This is a genomic window from Ancrocorticia populi, assembly GCF_003123745.1.
Taxonomy (GTDB): Bacteria; Actinomycetota; Actinomycetes; order Actinomycetales; family Actinomycetaceae; genus Ancrocorticia; species Ancrocorticia populi.
Map to the genome: position 1 here is coordinate 162,935 of NZ_QETB01000001.1, position 20,451 is coordinate 183,385.

The 20,451-nt window shown below is 59.6% G+C and carries 18 protein-coding genes; all 18 read left to right on the plus strand.

From position 1 onward, the window contains the following. The first annotated feature begins 50 nt into the window (after positions 1-50). The 18 genes from DD236_RS00770 (at position 51) to DD236_RS00855 (ending at position 20,443) form a co-directional block, all read left to right on the plus strand. A complete protein-coding gene (locus tag DD236_RS00770; RefSeq protein ID WP_109092483.1) occupies positions 51-3,929 on the plus strand; it encodes a glycoside hydrolase in 3,879 nt (1,292 codons plus the stop codon). 216 nt (positions 3,930-4,145) lie between these two features. Continuing rightward, positions 4,146-4,799 carry a LuxR C-terminal-related transcriptional regulator gene (locus DD236_RS00775; protein WP_109092484.1) on the plus strand — a complete coding sequence of 218 codons (654 nt, stop codon included), beginning with the start codon at positions 4,146-4,148 and terminating at the stop codon, positions 4,797-4,799. Between the two features lie 56 nt (positions 4,800-4,855). Continuing rightward, entirely contained in the window at positions 4,856-5,683 is an 828-nt protein-coding gene (locus DD236_RS00780; protein ID WP_165819779.1) for an HAD family hydrolase, read from the plus strand. Between the two features lie 18 nt (positions 5,684-5,701). After that, positions 5,702-8,974, plus strand: a complete 3,273-nt coding sequence (locus tag DD236_RS00785) for an efflux RND transporter permease subunit (protein ID WP_109092486.1) — start codon at positions 5,702-5,704, stop codon at positions 8,972-8,974. A 131-nt stretch (positions 8,975-9,105) separates the two neighbouring features. After that, entirely contained in the window at positions 9,106-10,275 is a 1,170-nt protein-coding gene (locus tag DD236_RS00790) for a sensor histidine kinase (RefSeq protein ID WP_109092487.1), read from the plus strand. A gap of 9 nt (positions 10,276-10,284) precedes the next feature. Further along, positions 10,285-10,950: a response regulator gene (locus DD236_RS00795; RefSeq protein ID WP_109092488.1), complete on the plus strand. Its 666-nt coding sequence runs from the start codon at positions 10,285-10,287 to the stop codon at positions 10,948-10,950. Between the two features lie 199 nt (positions 10,951-11,149). After that, positions 11,150-11,338, plus strand: coding sequence for a hypothetical protein (locus tag DD236_RS00800; protein ID WP_109092489.1), 189 nt, complete (start codon positions 11,150-11,152; stop codon positions 11,336-11,338). Between the two features lie 187 nt (positions 11,339-11,525). Next, a complete protein-coding gene (locus DD236_RS00805) occupies positions 11,526-12,143 on the plus strand; it encodes a TetR/AcrR family transcriptional regulator (protein WP_109092490.1) in 618 nt (205 codons plus the stop codon). Continuing rightward, positions 12,143-13,120, plus strand: a complete 978-nt coding sequence (locus tag DD236_RS00810; RefSeq protein WP_109092491.1) for a diaminopimelate dehydrogenase — start codon at positions 12,143-12,145, stop codon at positions 13,118-13,120. The genes DD236_RS00805 and DD236_RS00810 overlap by 1 nt, the downstream gene beginning before the upstream one ends. Before the next feature lie 161 nt (positions 13,121-13,281). Continuing rightward, positions 13,282-14,007, plus strand: a complete 726-nt coding sequence (locus tag DD236_RS00815; protein WP_109092492.1) for an ABC transporter ATP-binding protein — start codon at positions 13,282-13,284, stop codon at positions 14,005-14,007. Then, positions 14,004-15,383, plus strand: a complete 1,380-nt coding sequence (locus DD236_RS00820) for an FtsX-like permease family protein (RefSeq protein ID WP_109092493.1) — start codon at positions 14,004-14,006, stop codon at positions 15,381-15,383. Before DD236_RS00815 ends, DD236_RS00820 begins: the two co-directional genes overlap by 4 nt. Positions 15,384-15,492: 109 nt before the next feature. Then, a complete protein-coding gene (locus tag DD236_RS12125) occupies positions 15,493-15,993 on the plus strand; it encodes a NifB/NifX family molybdenum-iron cluster-binding protein (protein ID WP_207785641.1) in 501 nt (166 codons plus the stop codon). A gap of 122 nt (positions 15,994-16,115) precedes the next feature. Further along, positions 16,116-17,036, plus strand: a complete 921-nt coding sequence (locus tag DD236_RS00830; protein WP_109092494.1) for an ABC transporter ATP-binding protein — start codon at positions 16,116-16,118, stop codon at positions 17,034-17,036. Continuing rightward, positions 17,036-17,848, plus strand: coding sequence for an ABC transporter permease (locus tag DD236_RS00835; protein WP_109092495.1), 813 nt, complete (start codon positions 17,036-17,038; stop codon positions 17,846-17,848). Before DD236_RS00830 ends, DD236_RS00835 begins: the two co-directional genes overlap by 1 nt. Positions 17,849-17,860: 12 nt before the next feature. Beyond that, on the plus strand, positions 17,861-18,964 hold the full coding sequence (locus DD236_RS00840) for a sensor histidine kinase (protein ID WP_109092496.1): 1,104 nt from the start codon (positions 17,861-17,863) through the stop codon (positions 18,962-18,964). Next, entirely contained in the window at positions 18,961-19,557 is a 597-nt protein-coding gene (locus tag DD236_RS00845) for a response regulator transcription factor (protein ID WP_109092497.1), read from the plus strand. The genes DD236_RS00840 and DD236_RS00845 overlap by 4 nt, the downstream gene beginning before the upstream one ends. 231 nt (positions 19,558-19,788) lie before the next feature. Then, positions 19,789-20,049 (plus strand): hypothetical protein, encoded by a 261-nt coding sequence (locus tag DD236_RS00850; protein ID WP_109092498.1) that lies wholly within the window; start codon positions 19,789-19,791, stop codon positions 20,047-20,049. 139 nt (positions 20,050-20,188) lie between these two features. Next, positions 20,189-20,443 carry an addiction module protein gene (locus DD236_RS00855; protein ID WP_165819780.1) on the plus strand — a complete coding sequence of 85 codons (255 nt, stop codon included), beginning with the start codon at positions 20,189-20,191 and terminating at the stop codon, positions 20,441-20,443. Positions 20,444-20,451 lie beyond the last annotated feature (8 nt).

The window sequence follows — 20,451 nt, forward strand, 5'->3', positions numbered from 1 at the left end:
CTGGCCTACACAGTGATGTGCGCTGGATTTCATCCACCGAAGGAGAACCAATGACGTGGTCTCGAAGAACCCACCGGGCCTCATCGAAAAAGCCAAGATTGGCGCGAACAAGCAAGAAAACAGGTGCGGCGCTCACGGGCGGGGCGTTGATCGCCTCAGCCTTCGCGGGGCTAGCGATTCCCGCAACCGCGGCTCCGGTAGCCATCGCCCCCGCCGCAAGCGGCGTTACCATCACACCGAATCCTTCCTATAAGAGCGATCCCTTCGAGGGCTGGGGCACCAGCCTCGTCTGGTTCGCCAACGCCACTGGAGAATACCCCGATGAGCTGCGCGAGGACATGCGGGATAAGCTCTTCAGCGATGAGGGTCTGAACCTCAACATCGCCCGCTACAACGTGGGTGGCGGAGACGCCACGGACGTTCCGCCATACCTGCGCGCAGGAGGCGCCGTTCCCGGTTGGTGGAATACCGAGATTAAGGGCGACGACGGCGAACTAGTTTCCACTGAATATGCTGACCGTCAGGCCTACCGTGATGCTTGGGACGGCGACAACCCGGAGCACTACAACTTTGATGCCGATCAGGGCCAGCAGTGGTGGCTGAAAAACACTGCAAAAGATGTGGATCATTTCGAGGCGTTCTCAAACTCCCCTCCCTACTTCCTCACTGAGAGCGGCTTTGTCTCCGGCGGCATCAACAACGCCACGAGCGTGCAGCTGGCACCCGAGAACATGGAGGCCTTCGCCGATTACATGGTGACCGTGGTTGAGCACCTCGAAGATACATACGGCGTGGACTTCAAGACCATCGATCCGTTCAACGAGCCGAACACCAATTATTGGTCTGCAAAGCTCGGGCCCGATGGTTGGCCAACCAGCGCCTCCCGCCAAGAGGGCGCCCACATTGGCCCCAAGGCTCAGGACCAGATGATTCAGGTTCTTGCCAATCGGCTGGCCGAGGACGGCACTAAGACTGATGCCGTGATCTCCGCGATGGACGAGACTAACCCGGGGACCTTCATTACTAACTTCGACGCATACAGCGCCGAGTCCCGAGAGGCGGTTGGCCAGTACAACGTTCACTCCTATGGTCAAGGCAGCAGCCTCGGCGCTCGCGACATCGCCAAGGCCGAAAGCACTCCGTTGTGGATGAGCGAGGTAGAGGGCGATTGGGCTAGCGCGAGCGGCTTCGACGTTCTTGATATGGACAATGGCCTGGGCCTGTCCAAGCACATCGTTGATGACCTCCGTAATCTCGAGCCCACTGCCTGGGTGTTCTGGCAGCCGGTTGAGGATACCTACAACATGGAGAAGACAGAGAAGCTCAACTGGGGCACTGTGTTCATCGATTTCGATTGCGATGACGAGGGTAACTCAGCGCGTCGCCTCGCGGATGGCGATGAGGATCCTTCGTGCAAGGTGCAGACCAACGCCAAGTACAACACGTTCCGTAACTTCAGCCATTACATCCTGCCTGCCGATCAGCTGATCCCCAGCGGGAACAACAACGCGACCGCAGCGGTAACGCAAGATGGAAACGGCATGAACGCCGTGTACGTGAACGATGGCAGCAGCTCTGAGTCCGTTACCATCGATCTGTCTGGTTTCGAGAACTTCAGCGGAGCAACAGTTACCCCGGTTGTCACCACCGCACCCGAGTCCGAGGCTACCATCGAGGATAATGCGCTGGTTGAGGGAGAGGGCGTCGTCGTCGGCGAAAATGGTAAGGCAACACTACAGGTGCCCGCCAAGTCCGTAACCACGTTCGAAGTTGAAGGCGTATCGGGCGTTTCCGAGGACGCGCCTCAGTTTGTGGACGGGGATACCTACCAGCTGACCGGTGTGGGATCGGGCCTCCCGCTTTCCGCGAAGTCTGACGGTGGCGTGGAGATCAACGAGCTGAGCGCGGATACCGCGGCGCGTCAGACGTGGACCGTGACTTCCGTGGACGGTGCCGGCACGAACCATCAGGAGATCGTGCTGACCAACGCTGAAGGTCAGGTGCTCACCGAGGTGGACGGGGATGTCAAGGCGGTTAAGCCCGATGGCGATCCCGCGGCCAACGCCTCCATGCGCTGGATTCCTTCCACGCAGAATGGCAAGGATTTCTCCCTGCAGCCCTCGAATAACCGCAATGCTCTGGACATTAACGGACAGGAAAGTACGGCGGGTTCGCGGGTCGGGCTATACCAGCATTCGGGCGGAAGCCATCAGCGGTGGATCCTTCAGGACACCACGCTGGAAGGGTTTAAGCCCATCACGATCAACGCCGAGGCCGGCGTGGCACCCGTTCTACCCGAGACCGTGACGCCGATCTACGCGTACGGTGTGGGCCAGAACGTTGACGTCACCTGGGATACCAAGGGCGTTGACTGGGATACCGTGGGGACCGCCCGGCTCAAGGGTTCCGGTGTTGACGGCTATGGGCGCGAGTTCGATAACGCTGAACTGACAGTGGAAATCGGTGGGGCAACCTTCTCCGATCCCACCTCGATGACGGTTCGCGTGGGAATCTCTCAGGACATCGTGGCCGCGCAGGCCCCGACGGTTGTTCAGGGACAGTTGGGGGTCTCCGAGAACCGCTTCGATATGGACGTGGAGTGGGACTGGAGCGGCATTGACGATGCCGCCTTCGCCAAGACCGGCGTGGTTAAGGTCCCAGGTACCGCAACCGCTGCTGGCGGATCGGTTGACGCCGTGCTCAATGTGCTGGTGACCGAATCGATGGACGTGAACATTGCTCCAGACTCAACGCCCAACGCGACAAGCACCGAGTCTGGCTACAGCGTTGCGGACACCATCAACGGCGTGACAACCGATAAGGCGTGGTCCAACTGGAAGAGTGGGAGCCAGAATGCCTCGGATACGCTCACTTACGAGTGGGATGCCGATAACGAGCTGACATCGGCGAAGATCTTCTTCTTGAAGGACGGGACGGATAGCTGGCCCTCTGAGATTACTCCCGAGTATCGGGACCTAGAGACGGGCGAGTGGACGGCTCTAGACCCCGTTGAGGTTTCCGAAGGCAAGGACGATCCAGCGCCCACCGTGAAAATCGATCTGGGCGTGCACACCGACGCCGTGCGGTTTGTTATGACGGCGCGCGATAACACGCACATGATCGTATCCGAGACCGAGGTGTATTCACCCGATGCCGGCCCGGCCTCATACGCGGATCTGGCACGGCTGACCGTTGGTGGCAAGGACGTTGAAGGGTTCGATCCTGAGACGCTCGATTACGAGGTGGAATACGAGGGGACTGATTACCCCACGGTGAATGCGGTGGCGCTGGATAAGGATGCGACCGTGGAGATTACGCAGGCGACCGAGGATAAACCGGTGGCTACCGTTACCGTGACTTCGGCTGATGGTGAGAATACGGCCACCTACACGGTTACGATCGATCTCGTGGATCCGCCCGCTCTTCCCAGCGTGGAGTTCACGAGCAGTGGCGAAGCACTGAACGAGGGTGCCGCAGTGTTGCCTGGTCAGGAAGTAACCGCGGTTGTCTCTGACGCCGAAGAGGGGTCCGCTGGCGAGTTCAGCTTCCACTCCGATCCCGTGGTTCTGAGCGAAGGGACGGCCAATGAGGCCGGCACCATCGAAATGTCAGGCAAGGTTCCCGAGGATGCGGCCGCTGGTGCGCATGCTCTGGTTGTGACGCTGGATGATGAGGAGCTCGGGCGAGTAAACCTCAACGTTCAGGACGAGGATCCGGGAACTGACCCGACGGATCCGGGGACGGACCCAAGCAACCCGGGGACGGATCCGACTGATCCAACAGATCCGTCAACCGTCCCGAGCGCAACCCAGAGTCCCGGCGATAGCTTGCCGAATACCGGAGGTAACGCCGCGCTAGCGGTTGTGGGCCTAGCGCTGGTGGCAGCGGGAGCAGCGGTTCTGATGATCCGCCGCCGCGCAACCAACTAGCCGTGCAATTAGCGAGCTGCGCAAGTAACTAGCAGCACGATCAACCATCTGCGCGAGCTGCGGGCAACGGGGGAGGGACCATTGGGTTCCTCCCCCGTTTAGCATTCACCTTGTCGTTCAACTCGAGGGATATAACCCTCATGCGGAGCTACAAGGTGAATGCTGAAGGTGGTGGGTGGGTGAATGCTGAATCCGTTTGGCAGGTAGGCTTAACCCATGCTTCGTGTTCTCGTGGTTGATGACCATCCCCTCGCCAGAGCTGGCATGGTGGGAGAGCTCCAACGTGTGGGCGAAATTGAGATCGTGGGGGAAGCTCACGATGTTGATTCGGCCGTCCGGGCAGCGCATGAGCTTGGGCCGGATATCGTGCTGCTCGATGTGCACCTGCCGGGCGGGCAGGGCGGCGGTGGAGCCGAGGTTGTGGCGAAATGCCAAGACCTCTACCCGGACACAAAAACCCTCGCCATCTCCGTGTCTGATGCAGCCAAAGATGTTGTGGGCGTGGTCCGGGCCGGCGCTCGCGGATACGTGACTAAAGATGTGACGGGCGAAAAGCTGGCAGACGCCGTTACCCGTGTGGCTGACGGCGATGCGGCATTTTCCGCGCGCCTAGCAGGCTTTGTACTCGATGCATTTGGGGCATCCAAGGATGATGTTGCCGAGCGGGATAACGAACTCGACCGCCTTTCCGCCCGCGAGCAGGAAGTCATGCGGCTAATAGCACGAGGCCTCTCATATAAAGAGGTAGCCTCCGATCTGTTCATCTCAGTGAAGACGGTGGAGACTCACGTCTCCGCGGTGCTCCGTAAGCTCCAGCTCTCGAATCGGCATGAGTTGGCGCGGTGGGCGGCGGCCCGCAGGATCGTGTAGCCGCAGTCCACGTGGTCAGATGCGAAGTCGCGCGCCAAATCTGCGAAGATGGTCAGGTGAAGCGACTTGTATTTCTGGATGTAGACGGCACGCTGATAAATGAGAACCAAGAAATCCCGGCATCGGCGCGCGACGCGATTGCGGAGGCCATAGCCGCCGGGCACACTCTGATTATCTGCACGGGCCGTGCCAAGCCAGAGATTTACCCCTTCCTCTGGGAGCTGGGCTTCCAAGGATTCATCGGCTGCAATGGCGCATACGGCGAGCTCGAGGGCAAACAGGTATTCGCCGATTTCATGCCAGCATCAGAAGTGACAGAGCTTTCGGATTGGTTGGAATCCCACCACGCCGGGTGGATGTGGCAGGGGCCAAACACTCTGTATCCACACAGCTTCTTCCTAGACGTTTTCCGCACGCCGGAGGAGGAGGGCGGAACGCCTGGCGATTGGACCAATTTTCTCAAGCAGATCGAGCCAGCTCTGGACTGGCACCGCCCCGAGCGTGCGTTCAAGCTGACGTTCGTGTTTCCCCACGGTTCGCCGGTAGGGATGCAGGACGCCATGGATGAATTCGGCGACCGCTTCTGCATACTGCCCGGCTCTCTTGCACCCACGGGATTCCGCGATATGTCGGAACTCACAGCCAAGGGGATGTCCAAGGCTGTGGGCGTCAAGCACTTTGCCGAACACATGGGCATTCCGCTCGAGGATGTTATCGCTTTTGGGGATTCTGCCAACGATCGCGAGATGCTCGAGGTTGTGGGCCACGGTATCGCGATGGGGAACTTCAAAGATGGAATCGACGAGGTTGCCTCTTGGATCACCAAGCCGGTAAACGATGGAGGCCTAGCGCACGGCTTCCGGGAAATGGGACTGATCGGGTAATTCGCTAGACTGCCCACCATGGATAGATTGGCACGGGCATCCCTCCGAAATCGGTCATTTGTAGCTCTGGTCTGTATCGTTGCAGCGATTCTGGGTGGAATCTCGATGTCATCGATGCGCCAAGAGCTCATCCCGCAGGTGGAGCTCCCTGCCGTTTCCGTTGTTGCCGTTTCCCCTGGCGCCACCGCCGAGCAGGTGAACGAGCGCGTTGCGGGACCCATTGAGCAGCAGATGGCAACGATTCCTGAGGTGAAGGAGGCGAGTACTAATTCGTCGTCGTCCTACGGAATGATCACCATCGAGCTGGAGTATGGTACTGACCTCTCCCGCGCCACCTCAAAGGTTGAGCAGTCTATCTCTCAGATCGAGGATTCGTTCCCTGATGACACTACAACGCAGGTGACTTCGGGTGGTTCGTCCGATATCCCGCTTTCTATGGTGGGAGTTACGAGCGACGACGACGCACTCCAGACCGCGCAAAACGTCCGCGGCTCCGTGATTCCCCATTTGGAGAAGATCGACGGGGTTGCCTCCGCCCAGCTGATTGGGGCACCAGAACAGCGCGTGACTATCTCTCTCAACATGGAGAAGGCTGCAGCTGCGGGTGTGAGCGCCGATGCGATTCAGGATGCGTTGGACGATAACGGCCTTTCTGTTCCCGCTGGCACAGTCGCGGGCGATGACCATACTCTTGACGTCACGATCGGGCAGGATATCGATTCCCTCGATGGGCTTAAGGAGATCCCACTTCTTGCCACGGATCCCCTTACGGGCGAGGACACTTCCGTAGAACTTGGCGAAGTTGCCAAGGTTGACCTGACGGGAGAGACGTCGGACCTCATGGCCCGAATTGACGGCAAACCTGCCGTTGCCATGATCATCTTCCCCACGGCCAATGCGAATATCGTGGAAACCTCGGGTGAGGTGAACGATGCGCTTGCAGATCTGACCGATATGGCGGGCGAGGGTGCCGCCTTCACGACAATCTTCGATCAGGCGCCCTTTATCACCACGTCTATTCAGGCACTTGCTCAAGAGGGCGGCTTGGGACTGATCATGGCTGTGGCCGTGATCCTCATCTTCTTGGTTGCGGTGCGTCCCACGCTGGTGACAGCTGTTTCTATCCCGCTTTCGCTGCTACTTGCGTTCATCTTCATGAATGTCGCGGGATATTCGCTCAACATGCTGACGCTGTCAGCGCTCATCATCACGATTGGCCGGGTGGTAGACGATTCGATCGTGGTGATTGAGAACATCAAGAGACACCTCGAATACGGCGATCCTAAGCGGCAGGCGATTCAGACGGCCGTCAAGGAAGTGGCCTCGGCGGTCACTGCTTCGACGATTGTCACCTGCCTTGTGTTTATCCCGGTCGGGTTTATCTCAGGTATGGTGGGCGAACTCTTCAAGCCGTTCGCTTTCACTGTGGTGCTGGCGATGGCCTCGTCACTGTTCGTATCGCTCACAATCGTTCCGGTTCTCGCGTACTGGTTCCTCCGCCCCTCGAAGGCCGCTCGTGCTTCTGAAGATGCAGTCAGGGCCGCACACGCCACCACCGAGGTCGTGGAGGGGCGTAGCGTGAGCGAGGCACGCGAGCGCGCCGAGCGGCTTCTAGCCGAACAGCGCGCGGCCGCCGAAGCCAAGGAAGAGAAGTCGTGGCTCCGCCGGATCTACCGGCCAGCGCTCCGCGGCACCCAGAAGCATCCAGTGATCACTTTCGTTGTGGCCGTTGCGATTCTTGCTGGCTCGGGTGCGTTGTACCCAATGCTTAAGGTGAATCTGCTGGGAGATACCGGCCAGAATATGGTGATGCTTTCGCAGGAGGCTCCGGCTGGCACAGATATGGAGTCACTGACTGATCGCGCAGCCGTTGCCGAGGAAGCCCTTGGCAACGTGGCTGGCGTCGAGTCCGTTGCCACCACTATTGGCGGCGCAGGAATGGGCCAGTCCGCCGCATCCATCTCCTACGTGGTGACAACTGACGAGGATGCCGATCAGGAGCTCCTCACCCAGAAGCTGGAAGACGCCCTTGCTGAAAACTCCTCGGGGGATCAGACAGGATCCTCTGAGATGGAGGGAATTACCTCCACGAACGTGGACGTCAATATTGTGGCGAACAATGAGCAGACCCTGCAGGAGGCCAACGATCAGCTATTTGAGGCACTGCAAGATACGCCCGGTGCCAAACAGGTAACTACGAACCTTTCCGCGGAGCAGCCCTCCGTCAAGGTGACAGTGAACCGCGAAGCAGCGGCCGCTGCGGGGCTCTCCGAGAATGACATCGTGGGTCTGATTGCTTCCCAGATCGTCTCCCCGTCAATCGGCCAGATCACACTGGATAATATCGACACTGATATTTACGTGAAGCTTGCAGATCCAGTGAGCAGCCTCGATGATCTAGAGAATATGGAGATCATGGGTCAGCCGATTTCGGCCTTCGCAACCGTTGAGGAAGTGGACGTTGTTCCCAGCGTTGTAACCATCAACGGGCAACAGACGGCCACCATCTCCCTAACCCCAGAGGATTCGGACGAACTTGGTGCTCTGCGCGATAACGTGGCGGAGACGGTGGATTCCACCGATCTACCTACCGGTGCAACCACAACGGAGGCCGGAGCGGCTCAACAGTTGGACGATGTATTCAACCAGCTTGGCTTGGCGATGGCCGCCGCGATCCTCCTGATGTACGTGGTGCTGGTCTGGATCTTCAAGAGCCTGTCCCAGCCACTGATCCTCCTAGTCTCCATCCCGTTTGCCGCGATCGGCGCCTTCCTCGCGATGCTCATGACCAGCACGCCACTGGGCGTTTCCTCGCTGATCGGTTTGCTCATGCTCACGGGCATCGTGGTGACCAACGCGATTGTGTTGATCGATCTCATCAATCAGTACCGCCGCCAGGGCATGTCTATGGACGAGGCGATCGATCTTGGCGCCCAACGCCGTATGCGTCCCATCATTATGACCGCCGTGGCCACGATTGCCGCTCTGGTCCCAATGGCGCTCGGCATCACGGGTCACGCTGGATTTATCTCCCAGCCGCTTGCGGTCACGGTGATCGGAGGCCTCATCTCCTCCACGCTCCTCACACTGGTGCTTTTGCCGGTGCTCTACCGCCTGACTCAGAAGAACGCGATCAAGGCGGAGGACTTGGAGGAAATTCCAGTAGTACCTTCCGGGCAACCGGCTGAAGAATCTGCTGAAGAACAGGCCGCAGAACCAGCTGCCGAAACAGCGCAATCGCCCTCCAAGAAGCACCGCTCCCGCAGGCGGCGCTGGTTCGGCCGCAACTAGCTGCCCTAGGCGCAAAGTCCCCCGATCCCGGGGTAAGATAAGGCGGAAAGCTGGTCATTTCCGAGGAGACCGGAAACAGGCTGGTGCTATCCGTTGCGCAACGCTGCGCCCAGTTGTGTGAGGAGCGAGGGATGAACGATACCGCACGCCTAAGCTCCGGGCTGCGCGGTATGCGCGTGGGCGGCGGCCTAGTCTTGGGTGCGGGCTTGCTCATATTCTCGCTTGTGACCTCGGAGAGTATGGATTGGAGCCCGCTCGGCCTAGGAATCCTCTTCGGCGCCTGTGCCGCGGTGGCCTTATCGGGCCTGTTTCCGATCGTGGCGGCTTGCATGCTGGCCGTTGCCCTTCCGCTTGTGTGGTTCACTCCGGACAAGACGATGCAGCTCGGATCGCTCTCCACGTTCATCGTGCTGCTCATGTTGCTCTGGCACCGCCAGCGCGTAGCCGCCGCCTTTTTCGGTGTGTGGTATTACGTCTGGTCGGTAGTACTTATGATCCCCACAACCACGGGGACGGAACTTATTACCGGTGCCCTTGTGTGGGCGGGCCTGATGGCGGCCTTTGCGGTTGTTGGCGAACTCCTCGGGCGCCAGCTTGTCCAAAACGAGGAGCTGGAGATACGCCGCCGTCAAGAGCTCGCCGATCAGCGGCAGGCAATTGCCCGGGAGCTGCATGACACGGTGGTGTATTCAACCACGATGATGGTGATGCGGGCTGAGGCAGCAAAGCTCCACATAACCAAGGATCCGTCGCATCCGGAGGCGGCTCAGGCGCCCGACGCGGATTTCACGGCCGATCTGGACTTCATTGCCAACACGGGCCGGCGGGCTACTGCTGATCTGCGATCCATGCTTGCGGTGCTTCGGATGAACGATTACGAAACCGCAGATGCAGCTCAGCGCTTCACTATCCCGCAAACCTCGTTTGATCGCGTCCTAACCGATCAATCCCACAAGGTGCGCGAGGCCGGCCTCACCGTCCAGATGGCGGTTGAAGGAGATCTGGGTACGTTGCCGGAAGAGGTTGCATCTGCGCTCTCGATGATTGTCACGGAGGCGTGCTCCAACATGGTCAAGCACGCCGCGCGTGACGTCCCGGCAACGATCATGATCGAAGTCAACGAGGATGCCGTTGAAGGGGCGTTCGTCAACGGTTTGGCCACGGCACGTAGTGGCAAAGAGGGGCCGGGCTACGGCCTTGTTGGGGTCCAAGAAAGGGCCGAGGCGCTGGGCGGAACAGTGGATATTTCCACCACCGATTCGCGCTGGATTATCCGAATCTCAATTCCGACCAAGAGATGAGCAGTGAGCATGATGAGTGAGAGTGGGGGAGAAGCGATTCGCGTCGTCGTCGTCGATGATGATGATCTCGTACGTGAGAATATACGTACGTACCTCGCGGGCGCGCCGGATATCGAAATCGTGGGTACGGGGGCTACCGGTTTCGAGGCGACGCGGCTAGCCGGTGATTTGGCGCCGGATATTCTCATGATGGATATTCGGATGCCGGTCATGGATGGGATTTCCGCAGCTGAGCAGATTCGCCAGTTGTATCCGGCCGTCAAGGTTGTTTTACTGACTACTTTTGACGACGACGACGCCATGCTCGCGGGCCTCCACGCCGGCGTTTCTGGATTTCTGCTCAAAAGCACATCGCCGGAGGATCTAGTACACGGGCTGCGGCAAGTAATGGACGGCGGAACCGTGGTTTCCCCAGGGCCCACGGCACGGCTGGTCCGCGATTACCTCGTGAGTCCGCAGCCGACGGAGCGCATCGAGATCGAGTTTTCGATGCGTGAGCAGGAGGTTCTGGACTTATTGTGTCAGGCCTACACGAATCAGGAGATCGCGGAGAGGCTGTTCGTGCGCGAATCCACGGTGAAGTCTCACGTCTCCTCGATCATGACAAAACTGGGTGTGAGCAGCCGCCTGAAGGTGGTTGTTCGTGCACATGAGCTTGGACTGGTGCGGCATTAGGTCCGAATGACGGGCCGCGAGTCTCAAAGGGTGGGCAAATAGGGATCTTGCTGGCTCTAGTTTCGGGGGCCGAGGGCTAGTAAATGGCGCATTGGTGCGGCTCTCCAACTTTAGTAGGAATAGAAATTCCTACTTTCGGGGGAGAGACTCGGGTGAACTGTCCGGATACTCTTTGTTTATCGGATAAAGGAGGGTTTCGATGGCGAAGACTGCAGCTTTGACTGCCGCCGTTGGCTTGGTGTTGGCTGGCGCGGTTGGTCCTATTGTGGGAACTGTCGATACTGCGGTAACGGATACAAGATCTCCGGTATCGGTTACCGAGGCGCAAATTCGGCCTATGTTCCTCTGCTCGTGGTTCCCCTACCTACGTCCGCTCTGCAAGGGTTAGCCCTCCAGAGATAAAAGAATAGGTTGGCCAACGGTTGATGGATGGGTTTTTCGGATACGCCCGTCTACCAAAGGTGCAAGGCTGATCGTCTAGGTGCGAGGCTCGAATGGAGCGTGAACATTCGAGCTTCGCACTGTTTTATTTGCGCGGTCTTGTAGGATGCACATCAGAGATGTGGAGGTAAGGCATGCCAAAGATTGAGGCGCCAACAGTTCGTGAGCATCACGCCATGGTCAAGGCCAAGCTCATTGGGGCAACCGAGGCGATACTTCGCGAAAAGGGGCCCGATAGCCTGAGTGCGGGTGCAGTAGCTGAGCAGGCGGGAATTGCCCGCAATTCGATCTATCGGTACGTCGATTCGGTAGATGATCTCAAACTTCTGGCGTTAGAACAGCACGTGCCCCGCTGGTCTGAGGCCGTCTTTTCGCAGGTTGATCCCGAGGCGGATCCGGCGGAGAAGCTCGCTAGCTTCGCAGTGGCGAGCCTCCGGCAAACCCAGGATTCTTCGCACGGGTTCCTCATGAGCCTCATGCGGACGGCCCGGCCGCGCAATACTTCCCACGTACGCATGCAGGCTGAGGGTGAAGTGAAGACGATTCACTCTCAGGTATTCGGGTTTATTCGGGAGCAGTGGCAGGCCCTCGATGTTGCTGAACCGGAGGTGTGGGCCGGGTACGTGCACGCGATCATCTTCGATTCGTTCGGTCAGGCTGAAGCCGGAGCGGATGTTGAGAAGTTGGCCGGGCCACTGCACGATTCGGTCTTGGCGCTCGCCCGGGCGGCCGCGATGGATAAGGTTAGGTAATGGAGAAAATCAAGGTAGCAATTAACGGATATGGCAATCTTGGGCGGGCCGTAGAGCTTGCCGTGACGGGCAGCGAGGACATGGAGCTGGTTGCCATCTTCACGCGCCGCGACCCGGCGGATCTGGAGACGGCCAGTGGACTCGCGGTGGCGCAATCCGAGATGGCCAAGTGGGTTGGCAACATCGATGTGTGCATCAACTGCGGCGGGTCCGCCACCGATTTGCGCCATCAATCCCCTGAAGCCGCCACTCTGTTCAACGTTGTGGACACCTTTGATACTCATGCCGCGATCCCGCAGCACTTCGCGGTTGTTGATCAGGTGGCGCGTGAAAACGATCGCCTCGCACTTATCTCTACCGGGTGGGATCCAGGCCTCTTCTCCCTCAACCGCCTGCTTGGGGAGTCCATTCTCCCGCAGGGCGAGACCTACACGTTCTGGGGACCGGGCCTATCTCAGGGGCACTCCGATGCGCTGCGGCGGATCGATGGCGTGGCCTCGGCCGTGCAGTACACGATCCCGAACGAGGATGCGCTTGAGAGCATCCATGCTGGGGAGCAGCTTGAACTGAGCACGCGAGACAAGCACCGGCGCGAGTGCTGGGTTGTGTTGGAGGATGGCGCGGATGGAGAGGCCATTCGCGAGCAGATCGTCACCATGCCCAACTACTTCGCCGAATATGACACTACGGTCAACTTCATCAGCCAGAAGGAATTCGACCGCGACCACACGGGAATGCCCCATGGCGGCACGGTGATCCGGCAAGGTCAGACGAGCGACGGTACCTCACAGGTTATGTCCTTCAAGCTCGCGCTCGATTCGAACCCAGAGTTCACCGGTTCGGTGGCGTGTGCAACCGCTCGGGCGGTTGCGCGGATGGCCGCCGAGGGGGCGCGCGGGGCGATCACGCTGTTTGACGTGCCACCCGTGAAGTTTTCGCCGGAGGCTCCTGAGGCGTTGCGTAAGCGCCTGCTCTAGCGCCTCCCGGGAGTGCGTCAAGTCCGGGGTACCCCAACCCGGGAGTGCGTCAAATCTCGGGGTGGAGGGGTACGTGGGTGGCCGCCCGGTAGAGCCAGCTCTACCCAAACGCGATAGGTGAATCCATAGCCTCCCGCCGCTCCCGCGGGTTGAATGGAGCTATGACAACGGAAGCAATGCTGGCGGGGCGGGGCCTCGTCAAGAAGTTCGGTTCGGTCCCGGCCCTCGCTGGCGTAGATATTGATATCCCAGCCGGGCAAACACTGGCGATCATGGGGCCGTCTGGCTCCGGTAAGTCCACGCTCCTACATTGCCTCTCTGGGATTCTTGCGCCAAACTCCGGCGAGGTCACGCTGGGGAATCGGCAGGTTTCGGGACTCTCGGATGCCAAGCGCTCTCAGCTCAGGCTCCACGAGTTCGGATTCGTCTTTCAGGACGGCCAACTGATCCCGGAGCTCCCAGCCCGTGAGAATGTGGCGCTTCCGCTCATGCTTAGCGGAACGTCACGCCGGCAGGCGCTGCGTGCGGCCGATGAGTGGTTGACGCGCCTTGGCCTCGAAACTGAGTCCCAGCGCCGCCCCGGCGAAATGTCAGGTGGGCAGGCCCAGCGGGTTGCAATCGCCCGCGCGCTGGCCGTGAACCCTTCGGTGGTCTTTGCCGATGAGCCCACAGGCGCTCTGGATCAGGCCACGGGCCACGAGGTGATGCAGCTCTTGACTGTAACCGCACGCCGCACCGGATCCACGCTTGTTCTAGTGACGCACGATCCGCAGGTCGCAGCGTGGTGCGATCGCCTTGTGGAGATTCGTGACGGCAGGATTCATGCTGATTCGGCAGCGGAGCGCGCTCAAGCAGACGTGCAGGTGGAAGCCGGTGAGGCCCGATGAAGCAGGCACTACGGCTGGCCCCCTCGCTCACGGCGGCACGGCTACGTTCCCGCACGGGAGATGCATGGTTGGACGTTCTGGCCGTGCTGTCTTTTACCCTCTCAACCGTCATGGCATTAACACTGTCGGGCGGTATATGGATGTTTTCCCAGTGGAGCGCCCATCCTACGGCCCATCAGATCGCACTAGGAAGCGATACTGGCTGGGGCACAGACGGCAGCTTCCTTGATCTGTATCTCTCGCTGGCTCTCACGGCGGGAGCACTCCTCGTGTTCCCAATCTTTACGCTTGGTGCCTCGGCGGCCCGGCTCGGAGCACGCGGCCGCTCCCAGAGGCTCTCCTCACTGCGCCTTCTCGGGGTGACGGGCGGACAGACCATCGCAATGTCCCTCGTAGAAACCGTGGTGCAGTGGACGATTGGTGCGGTGATCGGCACGATCGCCTATTACCTCTCCCTGCCGCTATGGGGGAACATCACGTTCCTCGAGGAGCAGATCCATCCATCCGAGATGATGCTGCCCGTTGGCCTCCTCGTGCTTGTGCTAGCCCTACTTTTCGTAATCGCCCTACTCTCCACTGTGATGGGCCTGCAGCGCGTGCGCATCTCCCCGCTTGGGGTGGCCCGGCGCGAAGCCTCTCCGGCGATGAAGCATTGGCGGCCTCTCGCTTTCGCGGCGGTACTAGTTTTCTACGTGATATGGGCACAGAAGAACCCTGCCCAAGTGGGGAACTCGGCGCAGTACATGGTCATGGCGGGAATGATCCTCCTAGTGGTGGGGGCTATTTCGGTTGTGGGGCCGTGGATACTCCAACTCTTTGCATACCCCGCAACCAGAACCAGCTCGGTTCCACGCCTGTTGGGAATGCGTCGCATCCTCGATGATCCTCGCGCGGCTTGGCGCACGGTGAACGCCATCGCGCTGCTGTGCTTTATCGCGGGATCCGTGGCAATCATCCCAATGGAAGCCGGAGAATCGGATGCTTTCCTCTTCCAGGACATCTTTACTGGTGTGATGATCACGCTAGGCTTTGGCTTCGCTGTGGCCGCTTTGTCCACTCTCATGAACCAATCCTCCACTGTGTTTGATCGAGCACCCGAAACCGCTGCCCTGACTCAGGTGGGTTTCCCGCATAGAGTGTTTGCATGGACACGGATGTATCAGGTGATGATGCCGCTGGTGCTGGCGGCGCTTGGAGCCTCGGCTCTGGGGCTCGGGCTCGGGGTGGTGTCATCCACAATGCAGGTGTCCATGTCCGGAGTCACCAGAGTTGTTATTACCGTGCTCATTGGCGTGGGCCTATCCGGAATTGCTCTGGCCGTGTGTCAGCCGCTTGAACGCCACGTCCTTGCAAACCGTGGCCGTGCCAACGATTAAGCCGCAGGTTGGGACTGACGGCCTTTTCAACGGCGGTTTTGTGTGAAATTCTTGAAGGGTTGAACGATTCAAGTTCGCAGTGCATCGAGACTCGACATAAGGTAGATCCATGATTATCGCAACACCTGTTACGCCAGACGGTCAAGTTGACCATAGCTGGGGCAAGGCCCCACGCGTGGCCATCACTGACATTGAAGATGGAGTGGTCCAGAGCTGGGACGAACACGAGGTGGGCTGGGACGTCCTCCACGACGAGGGTGCTCATGGAAGCCACCACGCACGCATCGTCAAGTTCCTACGCGAAAACAACGTTGATGCCGTGATTATCAACCACTGCGGCGCCCCTATGCTCAACACGATGCAGAAGATGGGCCTCATTATCGCTCTCGATGCTGAAGGGCCGGCACGCGATGTAGCCCTCAACACTTCCCCAAAGATTCAGGACATCCTTAACATGGAGGCCGGTGGCGGCTGCTGCGGTGGTGGCGAAGCTGGCGGCTGCGGATGCGGTGGCGGCGCTGCTGACGAACTGCCGGAGCTAGAGCTTGAGCCCGCGGGCGCTGGCGGCTGCGGTTGTGGTGGCGGCGGTTGCGGCTGCGGCGGCCACTAAGAACTAATCCCCGGAGGCTTTACGCTTCCGGGGTTTTTCTTTGCCCTCCCATGACAATCGTCATGATCAGCTAATGATTCCTGACAGTTCCTCCTGCCCTGCAAACTCGGCACGATGGAAACATGAATACAGAGCAGAAAGCCGTCAGTATCGAGGCGGTGACGAAGCGCTTCGGTAGCCTCACGGCAGTAGACGATGTCAGTTTTACCGTGCCCGTTGGGGAGGTTATGGCGTTGCTGGGCCCAAATGGTGCCGGCAAGACAACCCTCCTCGATATGATCTTGGGCTTTACCAAGCAGAATGCAGGAAGGATCGAGGTCCTCGGCTCCCAGCCAACGGCCGCCACTACGGGTGGAAGGGTTGGGGCTGTGCTCCAAACAAGGGGCCTACTCGATGACCTCAGCGTTAGGGAAACCCTCCAGATGGTGGCGGCGTGCCACTATCGCCACCTTCCGGTGGAGGACGTGATGGCCCGCGCGGGCATCGATACGTTCGGTGGCCAGAAGGTCAAGAAGTGTTCGGGAGGTCAGGTTCAGCGGCTCAGGTTTGCCCTCGCGCTCCTGACAGATCCGCAGCTCCTCATCTTGGATGAGCCAACGGCTGGCATGGACGCGAGCGCGCGGCGCGATTTCTGGAATTCGATGCACGCGGAGGCCGAACGCGGCCGCACGATCGTGTTCGCCACCCACTACCTTCAAGAGGCGGATGACTACGCGGATCGCGTGGTGCTGCTGGGCAAGGGCCGAGTTGTGGCCGATGGTTCAGTGGCTGATATGACGAACGGTCATGGAAAGACCGTTGAGGGCATTTGGCATGGTCGGACCGAAGGCTTGGAGCCGGAGGAAGTATGCCGTCGCTTCGGTGGCGATAACATCCGCTTCGAGTACGAAGGCGCTCGTATCGCCTTCACCACGAGTAACTCGGACGCTCTCGCGCTCTTCCTCTTGGAGCGCTCCTTGATCAGCGATGTTCGGGTAACGCGACCCTCGATGGAGAATGTGTTCTTTGAACTGACGGACGATCAAGCTAGGAGTGAACGATAATGACAACTACGCTCTCTCAACCAGCAAGCAAAACTCAGATCCTGTTTCGCTACACCGCGTGGGAATTCTGGCGCAACATCCGGATGATCGAATCGGCGTTCTTCGTGGTTGTACTGCCAGCGGCCATGTACCTCATGTTTGGGGTGGGAATGAATCAGGGCCAAGGCCAGGCCAGCAACGGTAACGTGCCAGCCTATGTGATGACCTCGATGGCCGTGTACGGCGCGGTGGTTGCCACAACAGCTATGGCGGGTACCGCCGCGGTGGAACGTGATTATGGATGGGGACGCCAGCTGTCCATGACGGGTCTGTCTAACGCAGGGTATTTCACGGGTAAGACCCTCATGTCCGTGGGAGTCGCAGTGATGCCGATTCTTGTGGTGTTTGCCCTAGGGCTAGTTACCGGCGCGGAGTTGGACGGAACGTGGCGCTGGTTTGCCACGGGTGCCCTTACGCTCCTAGTAGCTCTTCCGTTCGCCCTCTACGGCATGGCTATTGCCCTGATCTTCCGTTCTGAAACAGCGGTTTCGGCAGCCTCGGGCCTGCTTGTAGTGTTTGCCTTCTTCGGGAACCTCTTCGTTCCCCTATCCGGCACGCTCCTCGCGATCGCGAAGTTCACGCCCCTGTACGGTGTGGCAACCCTAGCGCGCTGGCCCCAGATGGAAGGGTTCATAATCCCACTGGACGGAACGGGCCCGGGGTACCGGCCAGAGTACGATTCACTTGGGCTCTCCATCCTCAGCCTCGTGGTATGGACTGCCATCTTCGGAGCGATCTGCATGGTTGCCAGCCGCCGCCGGACCCAGCGCTAATAGACTGATACCGTGAGCCCACGTCTAGGATCCTGGGATCCGCCAGATTGCCAGACTCCCGCCGAACAGCGCACCACGCTCTTATACGGCGGGATCTGGCTTGTGTTCATGTTGTGGCCGCTCGCCATCATCGTCACATCGGGAGCGGGCGCGCTCTGGACGGTGATCGGTGTACTAGCACTACTAGTATTCGTTGCGGTGTATCTATTCGCTCTCACGCATCCGAAGATACTTGCATCGGTTCCGCGCCCCATTTCAACCCTCCTGTACACGGCCATTATGGCGGCAATGGTGGGGTTGATGATGCCGGCTGCAGGTGTCGCGATCCTGACCTCCTCGCCATTCTTCATGGCCCTCTGGCTCTTTTCTTACAAGCTAGGCATAGGCGTGGTCGCGGCCCTGCTCATTGCGATGTCCGCTATTCTCACCGGGCACATCGTCTACCCAGATCACCCCACCGCGGCGCTAGAGATTCCGGTGGGGATGACGTTCATCATCCTCATAATCGTCCGTATCAGCACGGAGCGCGATGAGCAGGACCGCCAGCTGAGCGAGAATCTCGCACTGTCCGAACAACGCGAGGAGCTCGGCCGCACCGTCCATGACGTGCTCGGCCATTCCCTGACCGCGATCACCGTTAACGCACAGCTTGCCCGCCGTCTCATCCGTACGGATCCGGAAGCCGCAGAGGAACAAATCGACTACGTGCTCTCCACGGCTAGGAAGGCTTTGGGGGAGGTGCGCCAGACCGTCGTCGCCCTAAACCAACCGGAACTGGCCGAACAACTTATGGTGGCCCGCGAAGTCTTGAGGCACGCTGGAATCAGTGCGCGCGTCCCAACGGAACCTCCCGAAATCCCGGAGAAGGCCGGGGAGTTATTCGCGTGGTGCCTTCGCGAGGGGGTCACGAACGTGGTGCGCCACTCTGGGGCCAAATCGTGCCGGATTAGTTTGGGGGAGAGTTATTTGAGGGTCGACGACGACGGCACTGGCCCCGCCGGGCCCGAGGGAAATGGACTCCGCGGGCTTCGCGCACGGGTGGAGCAGTCGGGCGGGACGCTGACAGTGGAGGATCATCCAGATCATCCGGGTACGCGCATGGAGGTAACGTTATGATCCGGGTGTTGATCGCTGACGATCAGGAGCTTGTGCGGGCCGGGCTGGCGGCCCTGCTGAACCTCGAAGGGGATATCGAGGTGGTGGCGCAGCTGGCCTCAGGTGAGGGCTGCGCCGACGCCGTGCGGGAGCATGGGGTGGACGTAGCGCTGCTGGATATCGAGATGCCCGGGATGGATGGGATCGCGGCAACCGAGGCGTTGGCCGGGCTGTGCAAGGTTCTGATCGTGACAACCTTCGGCCGGGCCGGATACCTCCAGCGTGCAATGGAGGCGGGGGCCGCGGGATTCATGGTCAAGGATGCTCCGTCCGAGCAGCTCGCGGAGGCTATCCGCAAGGTGGCGGCTGGCGGTAATGCGGTGGATCCGGGGCTTGCGGCGGAGGCGCTGGTGGCGGGTATCAATCCGCTGACTGAGCGCGAGCGGGACATCCTTCGCATTGCGATCTCCGGGGCTTCGGTCAAGCACATTGCTGGGGAGCTATACCTTTCCCCGGGGACAGTGCGCAATCACCTCTCCTCCGCCATCGGCAAGACGGCGACGGCGAACCGGACTGAGGCCGCGCGGGTAGCTCAGGCCAAGGGCTGGCTGTAAGGCACGCCCGTCTAAATGCCGGCAGCTGGCGCTGGGGCTCTCCAAGGGGTTGAAGCGGTTTCGGGCGCGGGAAGTGAGGAGGCGTTCCCAATTCAGGTCGCGGTTCCGTATTCACATTGTGGTTCAGCATGAGGCATATAACCTAAATACTCGGCAACAAGGTGAATCCTGAACGGGTAACTGACGATGCGCAAGTTGGATATGCTGGCTCTGTAGGTAAGGGGAGCGAAGATGCATCCAGTCGGAAAACGTTGCATTTATTGGGCTATTGGTCTTTTTATCGTGGGTGCGCTCGCGATTGTATTTGTGCCGGATATCGTGTTTGCCATAACAAACTATTTGGGTGTGAACGGGTCAGCTGGCGTTTATCCCGTTGAAGTGATCCTGACGATCATCCGCTGGGCGGCCTTCCCCACGGGTGCTGCACTCATTGGTGCCGCGGTGGTGATTCAGGTTCTGGCGCCGCGATCGGACGAAGAATCCGAGGATTAGGGCCGACTAATGGGTGAATGGCACTGTCTGGGTAACGTTACCGGTATGAGTTGAACTGATTTCGTCGATGCTTATATTGCCATCGTGGGAGAGCCTAAGACCAATGACAGCTCACGTTTGTTCCACGTACACTGGTGGCATGTCTATGAGTGTTGCTGAGATCGAACAGGCAATGCTCGCGCTTGATCGGCGCGACCTTGCTGCTGTGGTTCACCGCGGCATTCAAGCGCTCGATAATGGTGACGTGAACGAGCCACAAGAAGAAATCGATGCGGCTTGGCGTGATGAGCTCAGTAAGCGCATTGACGATCTACGAACTGGCAAGGCCGAGACGATCCCGGCTGAAGATGTGTTCACGCACATTCGTGCAAAGCTTGCGGCTCGTCGCCAGTGAGACTCGTC